The 23,272-nt window shown below is 42.6% G+C and carries 20 protein-coding genes; 7 read left to right on the forward strand and 13 right to left on the reverse strand.

The window, feature by feature from the left end; translation table 11 throughout:
- Positions 1 to 183 precede the first annotated feature (183 nt).
- Positions 184 to 1,560 carry a lipid-A-disaccharide synthase-related protein gene (locus H6G18_RS20670; RefSeq protein WP_190409012.1) on the forward strand — a complete coding sequence of 459 codons (1,377 nt, stop codon included), beginning with the start codon at positions 184 to 186 and terminating at the stop codon, positions 1,558 to 1,560.
- Positions 1,561 to 1,787: 227 nt separating this feature from the next.
- Positions 1,788 to 2,957, forward strand: a complete 1,170-nt coding sequence (locus H6G18_RS20675; RefSeq protein WP_242040423.1) for a tetratricopeptide repeat protein — start codon at positions 1,788 to 1,790, stop codon at positions 2,955 to 2,957.
- Between the two features lie 275 nt (positions 2,958 to 3,232).
- Here H6G18_RS20675 and H6G18_RS20680 read toward each other — a convergent pair whose 3' ends face one another.
- The 8 genes from H6G18_RS20680 to H6G18_RS20715 all read right to left on the reverse strand — a co-directional run bounded on the left by H6G18_RS20680 (position 3,233) and on the right by H6G18_RS20715 (position 12,963).
- On the reverse strand, positions 3,233 to 4,399 hold the full coding sequence (locus tag H6G18_RS20680) for a pyridoxal phosphate-dependent aminotransferase (RefSeq protein WP_190408980.1): 1,167 nt from the start codon (positions 4,397 to 4,399) through the stop codon (positions 3,233 to 3,235).
- 92 nt (positions 4,400 to 4,491) lie between these two features.
- Entirely contained in the window at positions 4,492 to 5,112 is a 621-nt protein-coding gene (locus H6G18_RS20685; protein WP_190408981.1) for a Uma2 family endonuclease, read from the reverse strand.
- A 127-nt stretch (positions 5,113 to 5,239) separates the two neighbouring features.
- The gene (gene secA, locus H6G18_RS20690) at positions 5,240 to 8,032 is read right to left on the reverse strand and encodes a preprotein translocase subunit SecA (protein ID WP_190408982.1); all 2,793 of its coding nucleotides are present in this window, start codon (positions 8,030 to 8,032) and stop codon (positions 5,240 to 5,242) included.
- 342 nt (positions 8,033 to 8,374) lie between these two features.
- Positions 8,375 to 8,929 carry a cytochrome C gene (locus tag H6G18_RS20695; protein ID WP_190408983.1) on the reverse strand — a complete coding sequence of 185 codons (555 nt, stop codon included), beginning with the start codon at positions 8,927 to 8,929 and terminating at the stop codon, positions 8,375 to 8,377.
- 299 nt (positions 8,930 to 9,228) lie between these two features.
- Positions 9,229 to 9,945 carry a pirin family protein gene (locus H6G18_RS20700; protein WP_190408984.1) on the reverse strand — a complete coding sequence of 239 codons (717 nt, stop codon included), beginning with the start codon at positions 9,943 to 9,945 and terminating at the stop codon, positions 9,229 to 9,231.
- 234 nt (positions 9,946 to 10,179) lie between these two features.
- Positions 10,180 to 10,746: a DNA starvation/stationary phase protection protein Dps gene (dps, locus tag H6G18_RS20705; RefSeq protein ID WP_190408985.1), complete on the reverse strand. Its 567-nt coding sequence runs from the start codon at positions 10,744 to 10,746 to the stop codon at positions 10,180 to 10,182.
- Positions 10,747 to 10,913: 167 nt separating this feature from the next.
- Entirely contained in the window at positions 10,914 to 11,966 is a 1,053-nt protein-coding gene (locus H6G18_RS20710) for an aldo/keto reductase (protein ID WP_190408986.1), read from the reverse strand.
- A gap of 85 nt (positions 11,967 to 12,051) precedes the next feature.
- On the reverse strand, positions 12,052 to 12,963 hold the full coding sequence (locus tag H6G18_RS20715) for an AraC family transcriptional regulator (protein ID WP_190408987.1): 912 nt from the start codon (positions 12,961 to 12,963) through the stop codon (positions 12,052 to 12,054).
- Positions 12,964 to 13,163: 200 nt separating this feature from the next.
- Between H6G18_RS20715 and H6G18_RS20720 the strand changes: the two genes are divergently transcribed.
- A complete protein-coding gene (locus tag H6G18_RS20720) occupies positions 13,164 to 13,565 on the forward strand; it encodes a thiol-disulfide oxidoreductase DCC family protein (protein WP_190408988.1) in 402 nt (133 codons plus the stop codon).
- Between the two features lie 14 nt (positions 13,566 to 13,579).
- On the opposite strand, the gene H6G18_RS20725 is transcribed toward H6G18_RS20720, so the two are convergent.
- Both H6G18_RS20725 and cobU read right to left on the reverse strand, forming a co-directional pair.
- Positions 13,580 to 14,008 (reverse strand): hypothetical protein, encoded by a 429-nt coding sequence (locus H6G18_RS20725; RefSeq protein ID WP_190408989.1) that lies wholly within the window; start codon positions 14,006 to 14,008, stop codon positions 13,580 to 13,582.
- A 128-nt stretch (positions 14,009 to 14,136) separates the two neighbouring features.
- The gene (cobU, locus tag H6G18_RS20730) at positions 14,137 to 14,691 is read right to left on the reverse strand and encodes a bifunctional adenosylcobinamide kinase/adenosylcobinamide-phosphate guanylyltransferase (protein WP_190408990.1); all 555 of its coding nucleotides are present in this window, start codon (positions 14,689 to 14,691) and stop codon (positions 14,137 to 14,139) included.
- Between the two features lie 180 nt (positions 14,692 to 14,871).
- Here cobU and H6G18_RS20735 point away from each other — a divergent pair, with 180 nt between their 5' ends.
- The 4 genes from H6G18_RS20735 to hpsU all read left to right on the forward strand — a co-directional run bounded on the left by H6G18_RS20735 (position 14,872) and on the right by hpsU (position 18,529).
- Entirely contained in the window at positions 14,872 to 15,666 is a 795-nt protein-coding gene (locus tag H6G18_RS20735; protein WP_190408991.1) for a hypothetical protein, read from the forward strand.
- A 183-nt stretch (positions 15,667 to 15,849) separates the two neighbouring features.
- Complete coding sequence (locus H6G18_RS20740) at positions 15,850 to 16,791, forward strand: glycosyltransferase (RefSeq protein WP_190408992.1); 942 nt, start codon at positions 15,850 to 15,852, stop codon at positions 16,789 to 16,791.
- A gap of 20 nt (positions 16,792 to 16,811) precedes the next feature.
- Positions 16,812 to 17,753, forward strand: a complete 942-nt coding sequence (locus H6G18_RS20745) for a glycosyltransferase family 2 protein (protein ID WP_190408993.1) — start codon at positions 16,812 to 16,814, stop codon at positions 17,751 to 17,753.
- 212 nt (positions 17,754 to 17,965) lie between these two features.
- A complete protein-coding gene (hpsU, locus tag H6G18_RS20750; RefSeq protein WP_190408994.1) occupies positions 17,966 to 18,529 on the forward strand; it encodes a hormogonium polysaccharide biosynthesis acetyltransferase HpsU in 564 nt (187 codons plus the stop codon).
- A 104-nt stretch (positions 18,530 to 18,633) separates the two neighbouring features.
- Here hpsU and H6G18_RS20755 read toward each other — a convergent pair whose 3' ends face one another.
- The 3 genes from H6G18_RS20755 to H6G18_RS20765 all read right to left on the reverse strand — a co-directional run bounded on the left by H6G18_RS20755 (position 18,634) and on the right by H6G18_RS20765 (position 23,045).
- Positions 18,634 to 19,452 (reverse strand): DUF928 domain-containing protein, encoded by an 819-nt coding sequence (locus H6G18_RS20755; RefSeq protein ID WP_190408995.1) that lies wholly within the window; start codon positions 19,450 to 19,452, stop codon positions 18,634 to 18,636.
- 102 nt (positions 19,453 to 19,554) lie between these two features.
- Complete coding sequence (locus tag H6G18_RS20760) at positions 19,555 to 21,933, reverse strand: CHASE2 domain-containing protein (RefSeq protein ID WP_190408996.1); 2,379 nt, start codon at positions 21,931 to 21,933, stop codon at positions 19,555 to 19,557.
- A 143-nt stretch (positions 21,934 to 22,076) separates the two neighbouring features.
- A complete protein-coding gene (locus H6G18_RS20765; protein WP_190408997.1) occupies positions 22,077 to 23,045 on the reverse strand; it encodes a DUF1822 family protein in 969 nt (322 codons plus the stop codon).
- Between the last annotated feature and the right edge of the window lie 227 nt (positions 23,046 to 23,272).

The raw sequence follows: 23,272 nt of genomic DNA on the forward strand, positions 1-23,272 counted from the left end.
TCCTGAGCCTATTTTATTAAACCAGATTTTTGCCAAGCTTACTTCTTTAGGACGTATTCATCCCGTTTCTACGGGCGTTGAACCCTCGTAATTTGGCAAAGGTATTGGGATATATAACTTACTTCCGTCTAACGGAATTACGAATTACTAAGCTTGACCGTTAATATTGATATTTTGTTTCTTATGAGTGATGTATCCCGGTTATCTCCAATTTCTAACTCACCAACTGCAACGTCTCGTTTGCAGTTACTGGTATTAAGTAATGGTCATGGGGAAGATGTAATTGCTGTCCGTGTTTTGCAGGAATTATGTCAACAAGCAAATCCACCAGACATTTATGCTTTACCTCTGGTGGGTGAAGGACGTGCTTACCAAAGTTTAAATATCCCTCTGATTGGTGCAGTGCGTACCATGCCTTCTGGGGGATTTGTATATATGGATGGGAGACAATTGGTAAGAGATGTACGTGGGGGTTTAGTGCAGCTTACCTGGAGTCAAATTCAAGCGATGCGTCGTTGGGTGAGTTCACAAAAGAAATTAGGTAACAAAAACGCCGTTTTAGCGGTAGGCGATATTGTCCCTTTGTTGTTTGCTTATATCAGTGGGGCTAACTACGCTTTTGTGGGAACGGCGAAGTCAGAATACTACGTGCGGGATGAAGTGGGGTTACTAGCAAGGAAATCAAAAGCAGCTCGTTGGGAAAACTTTTCTGGTTCAATTTATCATCCGTGGGAACGGTGGTTAATGAGTCGTCGCCGTTGTCGCGCGGTGTTTCCTAGAGATGGGTTGACTACGCAAATGTTACAAAATTGGCCGATTCCCGCTTTTGATGTAGGCAATCCGATGATGGATGGTCTAGAACCAAGAGTTTCACCACAACTATTTTACATGGCCAATGCGCGATATCAAGAAATGGACAGAGCATTGGTAATTACTCTCCTTCCTGGTTCCCGTCCACCAGAAGCGTATAAAAATTGGGAAGTCATTATGATTGCTGTCTCTGCATTGATGGGGAGTTTTCAAGAGCGAGATACATTTTTGCCCCATTCTGGCAGTGTGGCATTTGTGGGGGCGATCGCTCCTGGTTTAGACTTGAGTATACTTGCCCAAACTGTACAATCTCAAGGTTGGCGACCTCACGCAGATTCACCCTTACCTCTACAAGATGCCAACGCTTTGATATTTAAACAACGCAATGCTTATCTAGTCTTAACTCAACAATCATATAATGAATGTTTGCATTGGGGCGACGTGGCGATCGCTATGGCTGGTACAGCTACAGAACAGTTTATTGGTTTAGGTAAACCAGCGATCGCTATTCCTGGGGAAGGGCCACAATATAACCCTGGTTTTGCGGAAGCCCAAAGCCGACTTTTAGGCTTATCGCTGATTTTAGTTGAAGAACCTGCACAAGTTGCTCAAGTCGTGCGATCGCTTTTCACAAATCCTGACAGTTTACATATCATCAGGGAAAATGGAGTACGTCGCATGGGTAAACCAGGTGCAGCAAGGCGTATTGCTGAGTGTTTGATGGGCAAATTTGGCACTTCCAGAAAATGAATCAAGGGACTTCCAACTTAAAAAATATACTATCACTGTGTAGGCAGAGGTGCAGGGGGCAGGGAGCAGGGGGAAAAATAACGATGTCTTCTCTCGGAGATTAGATAATTTATTTTCTGGAGGTTCCTAATTTAAAATTCAAAATGAATAATAAGTAAATATTTCTTACTCATTACTCATTACTCATTACTCATTACTCATTAACTAATATGAATCTCAGTCTGTGCATGATTGTGAAAAATGAAGCTGCAACATTGCCGAAATGCTTGAGCAGTGTTGTGAATGTAGTAGATGAAATGGTAGTATTAGATACAGGCTCTAGCGATCGCACTCCCCACATTGCCAGAGAGTTTGGTGCTAAGGTTTATGATTTTGTTTGGTGTAACGATTTCAGTATAGCCCGCAATACAGCTTTAAAATATGTTACTGGTGATTGGGTTTTAGTTCTAGATGCTGATGAAACTCTCACACCAGGAATTGTCCCGCACCTAAAAAATGCGGCCGCTAGTGAAGAATACTTACTTGTTAATTTAGTTCGTCAAGAAGTCGGTGCAGAACAATCTCCCTACTCTCTGGTTTCTCGCCTATTTCGTCATCATCCAGATATTCGTTTTGAGCGTCCCTATCATGCTTTAGTTGATGATAGTGTCTCGGCCATTCTCCAGAAAGAACCCCAGTGGCAAATTGGCTATTTACAAGGGGTGGCGATTCTCCATGCAGGTTATCAAAAAAGTGCGATCGCTCAAAATAACAAATACGCCAAAGCCCAAGCGACAATGGAAGGGTTCCTCGCTACCCATCCTCATGATCCTTATGTTTGCAGTAAATTGGGGGCGTTGTATGTGGAGACAGGAAAAATCGATCAAGGAATGGAGTTATTAAAGCGCGGTATTTCTGCTTGTGAAGAAGAGTACGAAATTTTATACGAACTCCACTATCATTTAGGCATTGCTTACAGCCGATTAAAAAATTATCAACAGGCGATTACTCACTATGAAACTGCTATCAAATTACCAATTTATCCCATACTCAAGTTAGGAGCGTACAATAATTTAGGTAGCTTACTAAAAGCATCTGGAGATTTAAACGGGGCTAAAAAAGCCTATGAAACCGCTTTAAAAATCGACCCAAAATTTGCCACAGGACATTATAATTTGGGGATGATATGCAAAACACTAAATTTATTTACAGAAGCGATCGCCTGTTATCAAAAAGCTATTAAACTAAAACCTAACTATGCAGAAGCTTATCAAAATTTAGGGGTAGTACAGTTAAAAGTAGGCAACGTCCAAGCCAGTATTACAGCTTTTAAAAATGCCATTCTTCTCCATGAACAAGGCAACCCCGAAGAAGCCATGCGGCTACGTCAAGGCTTACGAGAAATGGGGTTAGTTTAGAACGTAGGGTTATTATAGGAATTTTAACGTTGTCCAAAGCTAAATTTATTCCCAAATTCGTTGCAAAATAAAACTGTTCTCTTGTTAGTTTAATGACAGAATTGAGATTTAATGTAAGTGCTGTCATCGGAATATTTTTCGTTTTTATTCGCTGACTAGATTACAGACCTATATTTATTCTGTTCCAGACCACAATTTAGGGTAGGCAAGATGCCCACCCTATAAGCAAATGTATGATATTTTTTACTTGGCAGTAGCTGACACCCGATGATTCATTAAATGCGAGAACGCACAAATTTCTCCAACCTATCTAAACCTTTCTCAATTGTTGCCAAATCAGTGGCGTAGGAAAGGCGGATGTTCTTATCAGCACCAAAGGCTATCCCTGGAATCACTGCAACCTTGTGTTCTTCAATCAAAGCATCGCAAAATTCAAGGGATTTCAAGCCAGTTTTGCTGATATCTGGAAACAGATAAAATGCACCGTCTGGTTTTGCAGTACTCAAGCCGGGAATGGCGTTGAGTCGATCTAACATTACCTGACGACGTTTAGCGAAAGCTTGACGCATTTCTTCGACACAATCCTGGGATTCTTCCAAAGCAGCGATCGCTCCATATTGAGCAAAGGTACAGACATTCGATGTACTATGCCCTTGAATGGAACTAGCGGCTTTGATAATGTCCACAGGCCCGGCTAAATACCCCAGTCGCCACCCTGTCATAGAATAAGCTTTCGCAAAGCCATTACTAATCAAGGTGCGGTCAAAAATTTCCTTCCCTAGAGAACCGATACTGATATGCTGTGCGCCATCGTAGAGAATTTTTTCGTAAATCTCATCAGACACAACATAGATATCTGCATCAACTATTACCTGTGCTAAAGCTTTGATTTCCTCTGGTGTGTACACCATCCCTGTAGGATTAGATGGGGAGTTGAGGATAAATAGCTTGGTTTTAGGGGTAATGGCTTTCCGCAGTTGTTCGGGGGTGATTTTATAACCCGTGGAAGCATCTGTGGGGACAATCACCGATTTCCCACCTACCAGAGTCACCATTTCGGGATAACTCAGCCAGTAGGGAGAAGGGATAATCACCTCATCGCCTGGATCAATCAGCGCCACCATCAAGTTATACAGCGAATGTTTACCGCCGTTAGTGACAATGACATTATCTGACTTGTAATCCAGATGATTATCCTTTTGCAACTTGCGGGCGATCGCTTCCCTTAACTTTGGTTCTCCGGCGGCGGGGCCATACTTGGTTTTGCCTTCATCCAAAGCTTTAGCTGCTGCTGCTTTGATATGCGCTGGGGTATCAAAATCCGGTTCACCAGCGCTAAAACTACAAACGTCTATACCCTCTGCCTTCATGGCCTTAGCTTTCGCTGCGATCGCTAAGGTTATCGAAGGCGTTACCTGACTTACTCTTGCTGCCAGTTTCATTCTTACTTACTTCGGCAAATCTCGTACCTATTTAAGAATAGCCCAGATTCCCTACTCCCTGTCCCCTCACCTTGGACTTTCCCCAAATCAACTTATTGTCCCACCTGAAAAATTTGGTCAGCAGTTAAATCTAAATTAGGGAATGTTGGCGATTGAATGCGTTCCCCTTGGCGAAACTGACTTACTTGGTACTCACCTTCAATTAGGTAATTGACTGAGATAGTTGGTTGCTTAGGGTTACCAATAAAAGCTCGTCCACCCAACCCTGCATAATCTACAATCCAGTATTCAGGAATACCCATTTCCTCATAATCAGCACGCTTTTTGTAATAATCATCACGCCAATTAGTGCTGACAACTTCAACAATTAACTTGACGCTGGCTGAATTTTCAATGATGGACTCACGCTCCCACCGGGGTTCCTTGCTTAACGCCTCTTGATTCAAAACAATAATGTCGGGTTCATAACCAGACTCACCCTTAGGCTTAACAATCGACTCTCTGGGAATAGTCCAAATCCCACGTTTTCCAATTTGGATGATGTTCAGAACTAATTCTTCTATCAGAAAACCCGTAACCTTGGAATGCTTCCCCGTTGGCTTTGGCATCTCGACAATCACACCATCATGCAGTTCGTAGCGTACCTCTGAATTTTCTGGCAACCAATCAATAAATTCATCAAAGGTTACTTGTTTGGTTAAGGCTTGAGTCATAAATTTACCCTTCTGCTAACCACACAAAACTATTTTTAACTCTCCGCGTCCCTCTGCGTGAACCTCAGCGCCCCTCAGCGTTTAAAAACACAGAGGTAATCACATACCTCTGTGTAAACTCACTTCCTTAAACCATCTCCGAAGACGTTTGCACAACCGGCTGAGGCTGAGGCTGGAACATGAACAACGAATAAACCACATCCCGGCGGATATTCACCATCATATCCAAGAACAACTCATAACCCTCGCTCTTATACTCAATTAGCGGGTCTTTCTGCCCATAACCACGCAAACCGACAGACTCGCGCAAAGCATCCATTTGTTGTAAGTGTTCCCGCCACAGAGTATCAATACGCTGCAAGATGAAGAAACGTTCAGCTTGACGCATCAAACCTGGTTGAATTTGGTCGATTTGGGCTTCCTTGAGGTCGTAAGCAATGCGTACCTGTTCATGGAGGAACGCCTTAATCTCACTCACGCCCATATCTTCCAATTGATTCGCCTGCATATCAGACAAAAGATAAACAAACTCTTTGACCTTATCCACCAACTTATCTAATTCCCACTCTTCCGAGGGCAAATCAACGTTGATGTAATAGTCAACGATTTCATCCATTGTTTTTTCGGCGTACTTGATCACCTGTTCTTTCAAGTCTTGACCTTCCAGAACCCGACGACGTTCCGCGTAGATGGCGCGACGTTGGTTATTCATTACCTCGTCGTACTCAAATACTTGCTTACGGATGTCGTAGTAATAGGTTTCGACTTTCTTTTGTGCGCCTTCTAAACTGCGGGTAAGCATACCAGATTCGATGGGCATATCATCTTCGACATTGAAGGCTTCCATTAAGCCAGCAACGCGATCGCCGCCAAAAATCCGCAGTAAGTTATCTTCTAAACTGAGGAAGAATCTTGTGGAACCGGGGTCGCCTTGTCGTCCGGCGCGTCCCCGCAACTGGTTATCAATCCGCCGTGATTCGTGGCGTTCTGTACCAATTACGTGTAAACCACCCCGTCCTACTACCTCATCGTGTTCGCTGCTGGTAAATTCTTCATACTCTTGCTTAATTCTGTTGTAAGCATCGCGCAATTTTTGAATTACTGGGTCTTCTGTGGGTGCTTTTTCGGCTGCTACTGCTACTTTATCTTCTGCTTCCAGTTCTGGTAAAGAGCGATCGCCATATTCCCGTACAGCAAAATCGACTGCTTCTTTTAACTGTTGTTCTGCTTCTTTAGAAAGTTGAGTGGGGAATATTTCTGGTGAAGCTTTCCAAGTTTTGACTTTTTTTCCAGGAACAAAGCCTTGACCAGCACCGTGTCCTGCGGGTAATCCCGCTGCCCTCTGCACACCAAACACATCTTCATCGTCTGGTCTGACAATGCGGGGCATAAAGTATTCCCGCAATTTCAACCGCGCCATGTATTCGGAGTTACCACCAAGGATGATATCTGTACCCCGTCCCGCCATGTTGGTGGCGATGGTGACAGCGCCTCTACGTCCGGCTTGGGCAACAATTTCTGCTTCCCGTTCCACGTTCTCTGGGCGGGCGTTGAGTAATTCGTGGGGAATACCTTGTTCTCTGAGTAATTGGCTGAGATATTCTGATTTTTCTACGCTGGTAGTCCCTACTAACACAGGTCTACCAAGTTCGTGCATCTCTGCACATTCTCGCGCGATCGCTTGCCACTTACCTACCTCTTTCTTAAATACCAAGTCAGACAAGTCTTCCCGCTTTCTGACTCTATTGGTGGGAATGATCGCTACTTCTAATTTGTAAATTTTTTCAAACTCGGCTTCTTCGGTCTTTGCTGTTCCTGTCATCCCACCTAATTTGGGATACAACAAGAATAAGTTTTGGTAAGTAATTGTCGCTAGAGTTTGGGTTTCTGGTTGAATATCTACTCTTTCTTTAGCTTCAATGGCTTGGTGTAAACCATCACTCCAACGTCTTCCTGGTAACACCCGTCCGGTAAATTCATCTACAATTACCACTTCCCCGTTACGGACGATATAGTTTACGTCCTTGAGGAACAGTTCTTTGGCTTTAATCGCATTGAAAACAAAGTGCGCCCAGGGGTCTTCTGGGTCAAATAAATCTGTTACTCCTAAAAGTTCTTCTGCTTGTGCAAAACCTTCATCTGTCAGCAGTACGTTACGAGCTTTTTCATCTACGTCGTAATGTTCATCTTTTTGCAGCGTCAGTGCAATTTCCGCCGCTTGGATATATTTTTCTGTAGGTCTTTCTACCTGACCTGAGATAATTAGAGGTGTCCGCGCCTCATCAACTAAAATCGAATCTACTTCGTCAATTACGCAATAGTTAAAGGGACGCTGTACCACATCAGCCATTGATGTAGCCATGTTATCCCGTAGGTAGTCAAAACCCACTTCACTATTGGTAACGTAAGTAATATCACACTCGTAGTTTTTCTGGCGTTCGCTGGGAGTCATGCTGGATTGAATTAGCCCCACACTCAAACCCAGAAAGCGATGCACCTGTCCCATCCATTCTGCGTCCCGACGAGCTAGATAATCGTTGACGGTGATTACGTGTACACCCTTGCCAGTCAGTGCATTTAAATAACTCGGTAAGGTAGCCACTAAGGTTTTACCTTCACCGGTTTTCATTTCTGCAATTTGCCCAGTGTGTAGAATGATACCACCTAGCATCTGGACATCAAAATGCCGCAATCCTAAGACTCGCCGTCCTGCCTCTCTTACCACAGCAAAGGCTTCTGGCAGAATATCATCCAGGGTTTCGCCTTTGGCAAGTCGCTGTTTAAACTCTACTGTTTTACCTTTTAAATCTTCATCCGAAAGGACTTTAATCTCCTCTTCTAAGAGATTAATTTCCGTAATAGAGGGTTGATATTTTTTGAGCTTACGAGCGTTGGGGTCGCCCAACAAGAGTTTTAGCATGGCAAGTTATAGAACTAAATCGAGGGGATGGGAATTAGAGGAATTTGGCTATTGATTATAAGAATTTAACCCTATCTAACCATTTTGGTCATGGATGGGTATGAAATGAAAATTAACTCAACAACAAAAATGTTGGTCTAGTCAGTTTACTAAACGAGCGCTTTTATATCGCAGTTTAAAATTGAGACTCTTTTAATAGTATCATTTCACCCCCCGATGAGGCAGAGAACGCCGATCCTTGCTAAGTAGCAATATCCGATGGGTAGTGGGGAGTGCTGAGTCTTGAGTAAGTGGTTAGTTATTTTTCTCCCCTGCTCCCCAGCCCCAAGTCCCCAAAGTTTTTTAATTTTTAATTGATTTCTCCCACTCTCCACTCAGGCGACGGAAATTATACTCACTCGCACTAGGATGACAACTGACACAACTATTTATTTTCACAGGACGAGGTAAATCAACTTTAGGATGTAAGGCTTTAAAATAACGAGAATTGTTGACGCGATATGGTGTTGCTTCATCTGGTAGCTGGGAACGGGAAAAGGTGGAAAGATACCTCCAGACTAGGGTACGTGGTGGATCGATTAAAGTCTTGATTTGTACGCCATAATGCTGTGAGTCTTGCAGTAGGTTTCTCCAAGTTTGGCTGGGTAAAACAGCCGGTGGCAAACCAATGTGACAAGTAGCGCAATTTTCTAGATATAATTCTTGTCCTAGCTGGTGTTGTGGGGGGATGACGTCAACAGTGCCAATTTCTACTTTAGGTGTAGCACTGTGGGCGTTAGTTGCCAAGGCTAACAACCAACCCATAGCCAGACTCCATGTCAGAATGATGAAAATTAAACCCAGGGGTCGGCGTTTGAGTGGGCGAGTACGGGATTTGCGTTTAACCAGATTTGACATTCCTCACATTCCCAAATACTTAGATGTGGCACTTGTAGCTCTATCATAAGACGTACTTAGGGACTTCCAACTAAAAAAATATACCACTGCTTTGGTGAGCAGGGGAGGCAGGGGAGGCAGGGGAAGCAGGGGAAGCAGGGGAGGAAAAATCCAACGATAATATTTGCTCTTACCCATTGAATATTTTATTTTCTGGAAGTCCCTTATAGGAATTCAAAATGCAAAAAGGTGAACAGTTATCACTATAACTGTCCACTTTTTACTGTTAAATTGACTTGTGCCTTCCTGGGAAACTCACGTTACGTTAAGTCGAAGAGTAAAAATTCTGCACCGATTTCCGTGCTAATTTCTAGTTGCTCTTCACTGTTGATTTGTACACCATCACCTGCTCTGAGTTCTTCACCATTCAAATTTGCGACACCTTGAGCGATTTGCAACCAAGCATAGCGATCGCGTTTCAGATGATAATTGACTACATCACCTGGTTCTAAAACTGAGGCGTATATATCAACATTTTGGTGAATAGTGACCGCACCATCACGTCCATCTTTAGCCGCAACTAAACGAAGTTGACCACGTTTTTCTTCTTGAGTGAAGGCTTTCTGTTCATACCTTGGTGCTAATCCTTTTTCGTCAGGTAAAATCCAGATTTGTAGTAAATGCAGTGCTTCCTTTTGTGAGTGGTTAAATTCACTATGTTGAATCCCTGTACCAGCACTCATAATCTGTACATCACCAGGACGAATGACTGAACCTGTACCCAAACTGTCTTTATGTTCTACTGCTCCTGAGAGTACATAAGTGAGAATTTCCATGTCACGATGACCGTGGGTAGGGAATCCCGCGCCGGGAGCGATGCGGTCGTCGTTAATTACTCTGAGGGAGCGAAATCCCATGCGGTTGGGATCGTAAAAACTGCTGAAGGAAAATGTGTGGTAACTGTCAAGCCAGCCAGTTTGACTACGACCGCGTGCGTTTCTATCATGAATTAGATGGTTGATTGTATTTTGAGACATAGCTCTACCTCTTTGTTAATTTATAAATTTCAGATTTTTTTATTTGAATATTTGAACAAAAAATAAATCTGAAAATTTGATTTTTAATCTTGATTTTTGAATTTTTCGTTGCACCGTTTTACTTATTTAAATAGTAAAGTATAGCAATATAAAATGAAAAGTACGCACTAAAAAGTGGCGTACTTACTAAAAAGATACTATGGATTTTTTATAATAGAGATTCCCCAAAAAAGCTTATCTAACAGCAGCTGGCTGTTGAACTTTATTACTAAATGTGCCATTTTCTCCTTTGATGGCTGCTGCTTGTAGATGTGCATCTAGGAACCAGAGGCGCTTGTCAATTGTGCGGGAGATTTCGGTATAAAGGTCTGCTGTGTCAGCATCACCTAAGTCATCAGTTTTAGCGATCGCTTCTCGGATATGCTTGGCATAAGGTGCAAAGCGGTCTGCAAGAGCTGCTACATATTCTTTGCCATCCAAAATATCGAAGGGAAATTCTGGCAAAATGGAATTTTTCGCGGCGGCGCGAGCTGTTCCTACAGCGTATCCACCTAAAGCGGTTACTCTTTCAGCAACCATGTCAACAAACTCTTCTAATTCGCCAGCCAGTTCATCAAATAATTCGTGCAACTGATAAAAATCAGTGCCTTTAACATTCCAATGGGCTTGTTTTGTTTGGGTTTTTAAGTCCAATGTGGCTGCTAAAGTTTGATTGAGGATACCAACGATTTGTACCCGTCTTTCCGCAGGAATATCAATGCGAGTGGGATAGAGACGTGATGACAGAGTATTATCACTCATAAATTCTACTTAATGGCTTGTGCGACTTAACTCTCTAGATAGTAGTATTAAGTTACTCTTGTCTGAAACTTCCTAACGGTAGATAGCATCCCTTTGACAGATGAATGCCAGCGATGGATGCCGAAAACGGTTGAATACGCTATATTAAAGCTGTTTTTCGCTTTATATTAGCTGTGGTGGTTATCTATGACACTAAATGTACCACCAAATAGGCGATCGCGGATTGTATCATTTTGCAAAAAGTCATGGGGGAAACCCAGTTCAATTTGACTCACTTCATTCAGCCGTTGCAGATATTCTGGCGATAAAGTGACATCAATAGCTGCTAAGTTATCTTGAAACTGACTGAGCTTTCGCGCACCGATAATGGGGATAATTACGCCACTTTGAGCGTGTAACCAGGCTAAGGCTACTTGGGAAGGTGTACAGTCAATTTCTGCGGCTACTTGACTAACAACCTCTGCGATCGCTAAATTTCTTTCAGAGATACTTCCTAATCCTGAATTTGCCAGTCTTCCTGGTTCTTCACCTGGTTGCAGTGGCTTGTTATATTTCCCTGTCAACACACCACCACCCAAAGGCGACCAAGGTGTTACCGCCAAGTCGAAGGCTTTAGCTAGAGGTAACAACTCTCGCTCTGGTGTGCGCTGAATTAAACTATACTCAACTTGCAAAGCTACAAACTGCGTCCATCCTTGATATTGGGCGATAGTATTAGCCTGGGCAATAATCCAAGCTGGGGTATCAGAAATACCGATGTACAATACTTTACCTTGACGTACTACATCATCAAGCGATCGCATGACTTCTTCTACAGGTGTAGTAAAATCCCAAGCGTGTACCCAAAATAGGTCAATATAGTCGGTATTTAATCTTTTGAGACTACCTTCTAAAGATTGGATCAAATTCTTGCGATGATTTCCACTAGCGTTAGGGTCGCTTTTATGGTCATTCATCCTCAAAGGAAATGAATATTTTGTAGCGACTACAAAGCGTTCCCTGTCAGGTGCAATTAATTCTCCGACAATTTTTTCACTACTACCATCAGTGTAACCATTGGCAGTATCAATAAAATTGCCGCCAGCTTCGACAAAAGTATCAAATATTTTCTGGCTTTCGTCCTTGGAAGCACCCCAACCCCAGTCTTCACCAAAAGTCATGGTTCCCAAGCAAATTTCCGAAACCCGTAATCCACTTTTCCCCAAAAGTTTATATCTCATAAATATTGAGCCTCTATTTGGTTAATTACTAAAAGTCTGGACTAATAACTATTGACTATTGACTCTGCTCTGGACTAATGACCAATCAAATCTTGACTTGTTCTCTGTATGCTCTGGGTGTAATACCTATTAGTTTACGAAATACACTCGTAAAATGACTCTGGCTTTGGAAGCCAACTTGAGCGCATATTTGCTCTATGGTTTTGTTGGTGCTGCTCAATAACTTTTTCGCTCGCTCAATTCGACAATTCATGACATACTGATGCGGTGCGAAACCAGTTGAGTGTTTAAATTGGCGTGAAAAATAATACATACTTATGCCAACTACTCTAGAAATATCTGCCAAAGTCAAATCTTGGTCGAGATTTTCATGAATGTAGGAAATTGCTTGTCTGAGTTTCCAGTGTGACAACCCTTTATTATTATGGTCTTTGAGGATTGTTTCACCTGCCACGCAATAGTGTTTGAGTAGGTGAATGCAAAGCGTTGTCGTCAGCGATTCGATGTAAATACCACTGCGCCTATCATCAGATTCTAGTTCGGTTTGCAATGCTAGCCCAATCTGTTGAATCAAGGGATCTGGTGCGGCAAAGCGCGGCTTTACTTCTATTTTCTGTAAATCTCCGGCTTCTATTGCCATGCGTGTAAAAAAAGCCGGTTCCATACTCAGGACTAGAAACTTTGCTTCCGATTGCCAGCGTGATATGTGATGAGTATGGGCAGGAATAATTGCCACGTCTCCCTTAGCTATATTCTCATGCTGAAAACGTCCATCAATTATTCGCTCTGAGCGAACTACTTTCTGTTCTAAGCTAACGGTGATAACGTGTTGCTGTGGGCTGTGTTCGGGTGTTTCATGAGCAGGCTGTTGGTGAACATCCAACCGCAGACCTTGCCATTGGGCATGGTAACTAGACACTAGGGGCGATCGCGGTAGAATTTCTAAACAGGCCTCTTCTTGAGTAAAATCAACGGCTAAGATTTTCTCTTCCGACATTCTTTTCACCCCAAATATCTTGGGCTTCTGTGTGACAAAATACCTCAGTATTACCAACAACCTAGCTCATCTTTTGACCAACTAAATGCCAGAAAAACCGAGTTAATAAAAGCAATTTATAATTTAACTGAATTTTTCCGAATAAATACTATATTAAAATACTTTGTGTACTTAATACTTAAATAAATACGGAAATATTTATGAGTTCAAGAAGCTACTACCTTATCTATGACGGTAATTGTAATCTCTGCGTTACTCTAGTCAGATTGCTGGAAACTCTAGACCAAGGCAAGATTTTTCATTACATCCCCATGCAGGATGAGCAGGCAATAGCTCAATGGGAAATTACACCCCAAGGTTGTGAGCTAGGGGTGATTTTAATTGATGCTAATGCACCGCAAAGACGTTGGCAAGGCAGTGATGCAGCTGAAGAGATCGGTCGCCTGTTGCCGCTTGGTAATATTTTTGTAGACGCTTATCGAGCTTTACCGGGGGTAAAATGGGCAGGCGATCGCGTTTATGCCCAAGTCCGAGATCACCGCTACACTCTGTTTGGTAAGCGTTCTTGTACTTATCAATCACCTTATGGAAATGCCCAATAATGCCAATCCACCAATTACTGATTGGTAGCCACCTTTTCCACTAGCCGATTACGAATCGCCATTAATTGCTCTTGGTTGCTAATTGGCGATCGTGGTGTCGGTAATTCAGTGTTAGGCCAACCCCCTAAATTACTACAAGGACACGATAGGGGAGGCATACCAAGATTCCTCATTGGTACTGGCATGGAGCAACGACCACAAGATATCATTTCCCAGGCTGGTGTTAACAGTTCGGCAATAGTTTCTTCAGTCCCTTCTAGATAACAATCACCTGATGATGACAATAAAATTTTTTGCCAACAGTCTTCAAATTCTTGACTGTAGCGATCGCCTTGGAATATAGGCTGAGGCAACAAGTGTGTTCCCTCATTACCGATCACTACTTTTTTACCCAACTGAAACCAGTGGGTCAGATATCTTTTAACTTCTTCTTTGGTTGCCATACCACGATCTTACAATCGGTATTAGGAAGTTTACATACTAACTACTTAATTTTCTATTAAGAAAGGGTCTAACTTTGCACATCAAAATAATAATCAAGCTCTCTTAATATTTCTCAATTAATGCTTAATCATTCGTAATCTATTGCATCTGGTAATCGTGTCCCCAGAGTGGTGAGATTTAAAGCATGACCACCAGTGACTAAATAAACAGTTTCGCAAATCGTACCTAATTGACGGACTAAAGAACCCAGGCGATCGCGGAATGTCCTACCTAAAGGGTATGCTGGCACTACACCCCAACCAGTTTCTTCCGCAACAAACAGCATATCAGCAGCAACTAACTGTACTGTTACTAAAAATTCTGCGACGCTATTTGCCCAACTCACTTCATCCTGTTCTAAAAGATTAGCTACCCAAGTTCCCAAAGAATCTACCAAAACACAACTGTTTGCCTTGGTATCTGCCAACGTTGTAGATAAAGTAGTCGGTACTTCCAGCGTTACCCAATCTTGAGGACGACGGGTTTGATGTTGTTGAATGCGTTGTTGCCATTCGGCATCATCTGGGTTATTAGTTGCTGTAGCCACATAAATAACTGTTTTCCCTGACTGTCTTGCCAAAGTTTCTGCCCATTCACTTTTACCAGACCTGGCAGGCCCAGTAATTAAGATCACTTTTCCCAAAGCCCTTTCCTCAATTAATTTCTAACTAAAGTAAGAAATTTAGTGAAAATAAATAACTTTTAAGAGATAAAATTATCACCAGCATTATTTATGCCAAAATTGGCACAAGCTAAAAAATCTTAACACCCTATTTTGAATTATTAAATAGCTTTAGGGAACATTAGATTTCAGGATAAATATATGAAAGCAGGCATAAAACGCATTGAAGCAACTTTACATGATTTGGGGTCAAAAGACGCTACTCCCACAGAAGTAGGTGATTCTACAAAACGTCCATTGTCTTTCAGGATTAGTGTTGCAGCTAAAGACACAGCAGAAAGCGAGAGCAAAGACCCAGAACAAACACAAGAACTGGGTATAGACACTAAAGATGAGCATTTTGTCGAACAGAATTTATTTCCTCACCATAGTTCTGTGCAAACTTTTCCCGCACAGGAGGGAATAGGTAAAACACCAAGCCTGCCAAAACTGAAAACACCTACCTTCAGTAGTCATCGCCACGGTGCAAATCCAGCATTGGCAATGAATATACTGCAAGAAATTCAAGAACAAGTGGCTGGTTGGCAACAAGAACTGCAAAAAATATTACAACAAATTCAAGATATTTATTTAGAAGGGCCAATTGTTAATGGTTGGTTAGAATCAAATCCCAGCGAACCAGAAGCCGGAGGTACTGCCACATTACGCCATGCAGAAGTTGACCGCTTGATGAATTACGTAGAAGAAATTTGTTCTACTGATGGAAAAGTATTTCATCAATCCCACCGTACAGGTTATCACCTCTGTGGGTTAGACAACTCCGGTAAGGTTTGGTCACGCCCATGTCCACCAGATCAGTTAGCTAGTGTGAGTATGGCGATCGCGCGTTACCAAAAATTACGTCAATTGTTGGGACGCAAGCAATATCTAGAAACTCGCCTCAGCCAACTAGCCGAAACCCTCGTAGTTTTACACAGTCATATTCAGCAAACGTGAAACTTTAACATTATTTCCGCAAAAACGCGGTTGGTAAGCAGGAAAGGCTAAGTATAGATTAACTCTCAGCAGTTAAATGCCAAATTCCAGGTTAATCAGTTTGTAAAGAATAATAAACATACTCACTTCGGGTTAGATTAATTACGACTTACGCACTAAACGTAAAATCCACAATAAATATCCATGCCAGATACTCAAATCTCTGCCATTATCTGTACTCACAATCGAGATACCTATCTAGGTGCGGCGATTGATAGTCTCTTAGTACAAGATTTCGCGGGTGAGTTTGAAGTTGTGGTGGTAGATAACGGATCTAGCGATCGCACCCGTGAAGTTGTCGAGCAAAGGTCTAGCGATCCTCGTTTAAAATATATTTTTGAACCCACCATTGGTTTATCTGTAGCCCGAAATACTGGTGCTAAATTCGCCAGTGCCGAAATTCTGGCTTATTTAGACGATGATGCAGTTGCGAGTACTCAATGGTTACAAGTATTGTATGCTGCTTATCAAAACTATCCTCAACTAGCGATCGCTGGTGGTAAAGTTACTCTTTTATGGCCTCCAGACATCCAACCACCACAGTGGTTATCTCTTGGGCTAGCAGGAAACTTGGGAGCCTATGACTTAGGTGACGATGTGATTTACATCAAGCAACCAGGCCTAACACCAAGAGGATTAAATTATTCCATACGCCGCACTTTTCTGAAAGAAATTGGTGGTTTTGACCCTCATCTTGGTCGAATAGGGAAAAACCTCCTATCCAATGAGGAACTACAAATGACAGAACTGGCGCTCAAAGGTGGTTGGCAAGTAGCTTATCTTCCCGAAGCCTTAGTTGCTCACAACGTAGCTCCAGAACGCCTCAATCGCTCCTGGTTCTTAAACCGGGGTTGGTGGCAAGGGATCAGTGAATGCTATCGAGAGCAACTGGCAGGTAGAGCTGGTGTTGGTCAATTATCCAGGGGTGGCGAACGGTTAGCGCGTGGCTTATATAAAGCATTCCGATATTTCTCCAATCCAGCAGAACGTTTTGATAACCTTGTATATGCTTACGGTCAAGTAGGTTACTTAAACGCTGCCGTTCAAGGTTTGCTGTTTACAGCTAAAAATAAAAGTAGTCAATAGTCCTTTAAACTAAATTATATATGTCATCAAAAGTTCCCGTTTCTGTACTCATTCCCGCCAAAAACGAAGAGTCAAATCTACCAGCCTGTCTCGATAGTCTCCAAAGGGCAGATGAGATATTTATTGTAGATTCTCAAAGTACCGATAAAAGCATTGAAATTGCCAAAGATTACGGTGTAAATCTAGTACAATTCTACTTTAATGGACGCTGGCCGAAAAAGAAAAACTGGTCTTTAGATAACATTCCCTTTCGCAACGAATGGGTACTGATTGTAGATTGCGATGAACGTATTCCCAATGAATTATGGGATGAAATTGATCAAGTAATTCAAACAGAAGAATATACCGGTTACTATCTTAATCGTCGCGTGTTCTTCTTAGGTAAATGGATTCGCTACGGTGGCAAATATCCCGATTGGAATCTACGGTTATTCAAGCATAAATTAGGTCGTTACGAAAATTTGCATACCGAAGATGTGCCTAACACAGGCGATAACGAAGTCCACGAACACGTTGTCTTACAGGGTAAAGTCGGATATCTCAAACAAGATATGCTCCATGAAGATTTTCGTGACATTTACCACTGGCTAGAAAGACACAATCGTTATTCAAACTGGGAAGCCCGTGTTTATTACAATCTGATTACAGGTCAAGATGAGAGTGATACGATTGGAGCCAATTTATTTGGTGAAGCCGTACAACGCAAGCGTTTTCTCAAAAAAGTCTGGGTACGTCTACCATTTAAGCCACTTTTAAGATTTATTTTGTTCTATGTTATTCGTCTAGGTTTTCTCGATGGTCAAGCCGGATATATTTATGGCAGACTTCTGAGTCAATACGAATATCAAATTGGCGTTAAACTTTACGAATTACGCAATTGTGGCGGTTCATTAAACACTGCAAATACGCCTAACTCTATCCCCCCATCTCTAACTCAAGAAATAGAGAAGTCCACAACATAGAAAATATGGGGAGTGGGGAGCAGCACTTCTCTACGTTCCCTGCGGGACGCTGCGCGTAGCTTGCTTCACCGTAGGACTACCCGGAGCCTGTCGGAGACATACACTGCGCGTATCTTGCTTCCTGAAGGGATAAGAAAGACTACGCTCAGTGACAGGGGTAGGGGGAGGAGAGAACTAATTACTAATGATTAATGATTATTGACCAATGACCAATGACTAATGACAAACCCTTTGTAGATTTACGCCAGTATGACCAATCTTGGTTTAATCGTGGGCGTTCAGGTTGGTATATTTTGTTATGGTGGTTGGTTCAGGCGATCGCGTTTCCTCTAACTCCCCATCCTTTGAGTAACATTCGTTGTTGGATATTACGTCTGTTTGGTGCGCGGATTGGGAAAGGCGTAGTTGTTCGACCTACTGCCCGTTTTACCTTCCCCTGGAAAGTCACCATCGGAGACTACAGTTGGATTGGTGATGATGTTGTTTTCTACAGTTTAGATGAAATTCATGTCGGTCAGCATTGCGTAATTTCACAGAAAAGCTATTTGTGTACTGGTAGCCATGATATCCAAGACCCTGCTTTTAAATTGAAGGTAGCAGGTATTACTATTGGCAACGGTGCTTGGGTAGCCACAGATTGTTTTATTGCCCCAGGGGTGCAAATAGGAGCTAATGCGGTGATTGGCGCTCGCAGCAGCGTTTTTACTAATATGCCTGCTGGGCAAGTTTGCTGGGGTAGCCCTTGCCGTCCTCAACATCCCAGGTTGAAGGAGTGAGGGAGTAAGAGGCAGGGGGATAGGGAGCAGGGAGCAAGGGAGCAGGGAGCAGGGAGCAGGGGGTAATTTTTTGTTTTTTGAAATTGCTCCCTAGTCCTCATCAACTAAGGTTTAGTAGACACCAGAGGCTTGGCTACAATGTCATTCAAACTGATGCTGGTGAGTAAATCTCGCCACTGTGCTTGAATTTCTGTATCTTGAGGATTTTTTTGAAGCATTTGAAACATTATGTTAGCTGCCTCGAACCAAATACCATTTTCGGCATAAATGGCAAATTGTTGTAATGATGACGCTGTTGCTAGTTGCTGGGTAGTTGTTGGCTTAAGCTTGACTCGTTGAACCACCCCTTCAACATAAATTGGAGGTGACGGCTTTTGTTGATCACAATCTACAGTAAAAAACCAACGATATTGTTGATCTACTACTAAAGAAGCGGTATCAGGAGGCAGAGAGACACTAATAATTCCCGGCTTTTCAGGTAGAGCGATCGCTTTTTGGTAAATAATATTCGCATCCTGATCTTGCAACACAAATTCCGCAGGATAGGCAGAATCTTGAGAATATGGCACATAGAACAAAAATGTAGGATGTGCCTGCGTCGTCAATCCCCAAACATTGGTTACAGTGGGAGCATCCTGAGTGAATGGAACTAAAGCCGTGAGTTGAGGTTCAACCGATGGACACGAACCCCGTCTAGCACCACCACGAACACGACCCCCTGGGCGACGTTCTGAGCTTGGTAGAGGTGGTTGAGCGAAGCTGGTTTTCTTGCTCACAGTATTTACCGGAGTCTTATTAACGTTGCTGGGATTAGCCGAACTTGCAGCAGGTGTTTTTGCTAGTACCCAAGGCTGTCCAGCCAAGAAACTGGTGTAGCCAATAGTTAAAGCGAGTAATAGTTTTATAGGTTTTAAATTAGGCATTTTCCGTAAAACCGAATTTAATAGTCAGTAGTCAGTAGTCAGTAGTCAGTAGTCAGTAGTTATCTTTTCCCCCTCCTCCCCTGCTTACATTCCCCCATATCCTTACACCCTCACTCCCTCTTCCCTGTCCCCTATCCCCTGCTCCCTGTGTTTCCTCAAAGACTGGGAATTTTGAATTGATATTACCGTAACAGTTGACACCAACGATAAGGCTGATGGTACAAAAGGAACCCAGAAACCCCAAACTAACAGACCTAGACAGAGTAAATACAACACACTAGAACTGATACCAACTGCTAACGCCAAGTTAGGGAACAAAGGCCACTTCCAAACCAGGAAACCACCCAAACCAGACCAAACTCCAATCCAGACAACTTCCAATCCAGGTATCCAAACTTGTAACAATGTGCGTCCATCTAAAACAGCACTAATAATTTGGCTAACCATGTGGGCTTGTACCATCACTCCTGGCATTTGTTCGTCTAAACGACCTCCGTAGGGTGTACCCCAATAGTCGGGAAAATCTCCTTTAGATACCACACCAATCAACACAATCCGGCCTTTGATGGCGTTGGGATTGATGGGACTGGATAAAAGCTGGGTGAGTGTCACCTGTTCAGCGATTTTCTTGGAAGCACGATAATTTAGTAATATTTGACCGCCGTTGGCATCAATACCTTGATAGGCTCCCACACGAGATGAAAGACGATGAAGAACAGTATTACCTAACTGCAAATTGTTGATGGATTGCCCAGTGGTAAACTTTGGTTGAATGCCTGAGGATGATAGATAACGGAATGCCAATTGGGTACTGAAGGCATAGGGGGTAGAACATAACGATGCAGTTTCCTGATTCATAAATAGGAGATGTCGCCGCACCACACCATCAGCATCGTGAACAAAGTCACTAAATCCCAGGCGTTCTTTCGAGATTTCTGGTGGTGGTTCAATACCTTTGGTATTCGAGCTTGTATCACTTCCCTTACAAACGCCAATTAAATTATTGGTTTGTTGTAGACGAGATATTAAATCTGGTTTTTCGGCGGGGAAGTCACGATAAATATCTAAACCAATAGCTTTAGGTTGATACTTTGCTAGTTTTGCCAGCAGTTGGTTGAGAGATATTTCCGATATAGAAGTTCCTTTCAAGGACTCGCCATTACGGCGTTGGTTTGCTAAGTCCTCATCGTCAATTGTGACAATTAATATCCGGGGATCGGGGCCTTCGTCGGGACGCGATCGCATCATCTGATCAAAGGCTTGCAGTTCGACGGTTTGTAATGCTCCCAAAAACCTTAACCCACAAACCACAGCCGTCACTACCAAACTTGATAATGCCACCTTCTTTAACCCACGTTTTTTGTAGACTGGTGGGACATCATTAAATATCGGTTGTGTGAGAGGTTCTGTTAGTTCCTCCCAACTAAGTGGGATCTGGGCAGGATTTTGACAAATCACTGGTAGCCAGGTTGCACAGGGAAATCTATCTTCTAAGCCTTGCAATCTTTCTCGTGCGTGTCGTACTGCTTGGTATAAAGGTTCACCATTGGCAAAGCTGAGGAGAAAATATTTCAAAAATTCTTGAGCTACCTGATCGGGAACAGGTTCGCGCATGACAATTATCTGGGGAATGTTTAAATCAGCTAGTTCTTTCGCTAGTCCCAATCCATCACAGGAGTTGAAAATTGCTAATTGTAAACCCCTTTCTATGGCTTGTTTGAGGGCGTATTTTAACTCACCAATGCTGAGGCTATCAGTTTTATTTAGGTATATTTTACCAGTGCCATCATGGCCTTGACTGGAACTGTGTCCAGCAAAAAATAAGATATCCCAGCTTTTTCCCCAAAGATAATCGGTTAATTCTTTGCGTTGTGGTTCTACTAAAAAGCTGACATCGGCATTAGGACAATTTTGCAGCATTGCTTGGTCAGCTTGAGTATTAATTCCCTGACTATTACCGACAATTGCCAAAATATTAACAGTTGGGTTAGGAGTACGTCTTTTATGAATTAGCTCATAGCTTGGTGAGGAGAGAGCAATTTCTGCCTTGGGATAGCGTTCTAATAAATCCCAGATATGCCAAGGTAATCTTTGTAATTGGCTATTTTCCGATTGTAAAATCACCCGGATTTCATCTGTCGGCTGTAATTTCTCCAGCCATTTTTCCCGTAAGGGGCGAAATTCTTGTGCTTGCAACCAAGTATTAAAGCGGGCGCGGACAATTAGAGCTAATTCGTGACAATCTTGAGTAATTGAAACATTTGTAACTTGGATTTTGTCAGCATCTAGGCGATAACCATTACCAAGCTGTAGATAGGTAGACTGCCAACGGGAGTAGTACAACAGTATATCTGGACATGGTGGAAGTTTACCTGTGATTTCTGTTGAAGGGCGATCGCTTTCTTCCCCGATCTGAAGAGTCACGGTAAACCCCTGGTTAAAACCACCATCTCCAAATTTCAGTACCACCAATTTTGCCATGACCGTCGCTCTGCTCCGATTCCCAATCACTGGAGTTCTGAATCACTCAGACTTCTCTACAAATGCACAATTACAGCCAAAGTTGCTGGAATTTTGTACATCTCATCATCTAATTACCAACTACATAGTAAAATTTGGATACTTTAAATAACAAAGTTCTCTGTAATACTCATATCATCGAATGCTACCTGAACGCTAAATTCTTCCTGAAGTTCCCCACGAAACTGTAATTGCAGGTAGTTGTCAGCACTTCTAGCTTGAGCTTCTAGAAATACTGCTTTGGAAGTGTCTAGTACCTTAAGTTGTACTCCAGTTGGTAGATATATTTGATTACCTGTAGAGTGTAATTGCAAGCGGATACTAGTTTGTCCATTAGCTTCAGGAGCAATTTCCACAATCAACATCACTGGTTGATCGACTATTTTTATCCCCAAATCAATCAATTTTGCTCGTCTAGTTACTGTTTCTTGTTGATTAAAACTTGTATCTGGACTAGTTACTGGACTGCGGAAAGCATAAGCAGGTCTAGCTTCCAGTGAGTTCCACAAAGCGTCTACAGTTTGCCAACCAGTCTCAAATTGACCAACAAACCACTGACTCAAATTCGCCAAAGCATCAACGGGTGAAGTTTTCAGTTGTTCTAGGCGATCAATCAATGCTTCTATAGGTTGTAGTTGATTTAAAGGTAATGTTTCAGTAGCAACTTTTTTTACAAAACCCAGTAACTTTGCTTCTGTATAAGTTTCATCAACTTCCACAATTACATAACCTACTCTTTCCTCCCAAGTTTCTGGAGGAACAGAGCATACTTGCTCATGTAACTTGAGAGGGCGACACTCTAAACGACCAACTGAGGAGACTTCTAGATCAGCGACATCAGCACAAAGCTGCATGATCGGATTCCAACTGTCACTTGCTGTCAAATTAGTTGGAACTTCCATCATCTGCAAATAATCATTCACCACCGATACAGCCAAAGTATTGAGCTTAACTTGCTCGGCTTTTTGAGAATTAGGCTGTTGGTTGGCGAACTGCTGAGCAGTAGTACGAGCTGCTTGAGAAATCGGTAGTGTGATGGCGAAATCGTCTAGCTGGTTGGTAATGTTAGTCATGGTTTAATCCCCAGTCATCAATGCTGCTATGTACTTATCGCCCGCATTCACTAAATTTATGCCACAAAATTATTAAAAATCAGCAAAATTTTCGGAACCGGGGATCACAAGCTTGGTATCTATATGCTTATAGCCAAGTGGTTCTCTACGTTCGCAGAGCGTGTCGGAGACAGACGCTGCGCGTAGCAGTTCTGGGAAGGGGAGCAGGGAGCAGGGAGCAGGGGGCA

The organism is Anabaena subtropica FACHB-260 (genome assembly GCF_014697105.1).
Classification (GTDB): Bacteria; Cyanobacteriota; Cyanobacteriia; order Cyanobacteriales; family Nostocaceae; genus Trichormus; species Trichormus subtropicus.

What these genes read in the sequence shown, in the direction of transcription:
- H6G18_RS20670 (WP_190409012.1), top strand. Translation starts at nt 184, where the DNA reads ATGAGTGATGTATCCCGGTTATCTCCAATTTCTAACTCACCAACTGCA.
- H6G18_RS20675 (WP_242040423.1), top strand. Translation starts at nt 1,788, where the DNA reads ATGATTGTGAAAAATGAAGCTGCAACATTGCCGAAATGCTTGAGCAGT.
- H6G18_RS20680 (WP_190408980.1), bottom strand. Translation starts at nt 4,399, where the DNA reads ATGAAACTGGCAGCAAGAGTAAGTCAGGTAACGCCTTCGATAACCTTA.
- H6G18_RS20685 (WP_190408981.1), bottom strand. Translation starts at nt 5,112, where the DNA reads ATGACTCAAGCCTTAACCAAACAAGTAACCTTTGATGAATTTATTGAT.
- secA (WP_190408982.1), bottom strand. Translation starts at nt 8,032, where the DNA reads ATGCTAAAACTCTTGTTGGGCGACCCCAACGCTCGTAAGCTCAAAAAA.
- H6G18_RS20695 (WP_190408983.1), bottom strand. Translation starts at nt 8,929, where the DNA reads ATGTCAAATCTGGTTAAACGCAAATCCCGTACTCGCCCACTCAAACGC.
- H6G18_RS20700 (WP_190408984.1), bottom strand. Translation starts at nt 9,945, where the DNA reads ATGTCTCAAAATACAATCAACCATCTAATTCATGATAGAAACGCACGC.
- dps (WP_190408985.1), bottom strand. Translation starts at nt 10,746, where the DNA reads ATGAGTGATAATACTCTGTCATCACGTCTCTATCCCACTCGCATTGAT.
- H6G18_RS20710 (WP_190408986.1), bottom strand. Translation starts at nt 11,966, where the DNA reads ATGAGATATAAACTTTTGGGGAAAAGTGGATTACGGGTTTCGGAAATT.
- H6G18_RS20715 (WP_190408987.1), bottom strand. Translation starts at nt 12,963, where the DNA reads ATGTCGGAAGAGAAAATCTTAGCCGTTGATTTTACTCAAGAAGAGGCC.
- H6G18_RS20720 (WP_190408988.1), top strand. Translation starts at nt 13,164, where the DNA reads ATGAGTTCAAGAAGCTACTACCTTATCTATGACGGTAATTGTAATCTC.
- H6G18_RS20725 (WP_190408989.1), bottom strand. Translation starts at nt 14,008, where the DNA reads ATGGCAACCAAAGAAGAAGTTAAAAGATATCTGACCCACTGGTTTCAG.
- H6G18_RS20735 (WP_190408991.1), top strand. Translation starts at nt 14,872, where the DNA reads ATGAAAGCAGGCATAAAACGCATTGAAGCAACTTTACATGATTTGGGG.
- H6G18_RS20740 (WP_190408992.1), top strand. Translation starts at nt 15,850, where the DNA reads ATGCCAGATACTCAAATCTCTGCCATTATCTGTACTCACAATCGAGAT.
- H6G18_RS20745 (WP_190408993.1), top strand. Translation starts at nt 16,812, where the DNA reads ATGTCATCAAAAGTTCCCGTTTCTGTACTCATTCCCGCCAAAAACGAA.
- hpsU (WP_190408994.1), top strand. Translation starts at nt 17,966, where the DNA reads ATGACTAATGACAAACCCTTTGTAGATTTACGCCAGTATGACCAATCT.
- H6G18_RS20755 (WP_190408995.1), bottom strand. Translation starts at nt 19,452, where the DNA reads ATGCCTAATTTAAAACCTATAAAACTATTACTCGCTTTAACTATTGGC.
- H6G18_RS20760 (WP_190408996.1), bottom strand. Translation starts at nt 21,933, where the DNA reads ATGGCAAAATTGGTGGTACTGAAATTTGGAGATGGTGGTTTTAACCAG.
- H6G18_RS20765 (WP_190408997.1), bottom strand. Translation starts at nt 23,045, where the DNA reads ATGACTAACATTACCAACCAGCTAGACGATTTCGCCATCACACTACCG.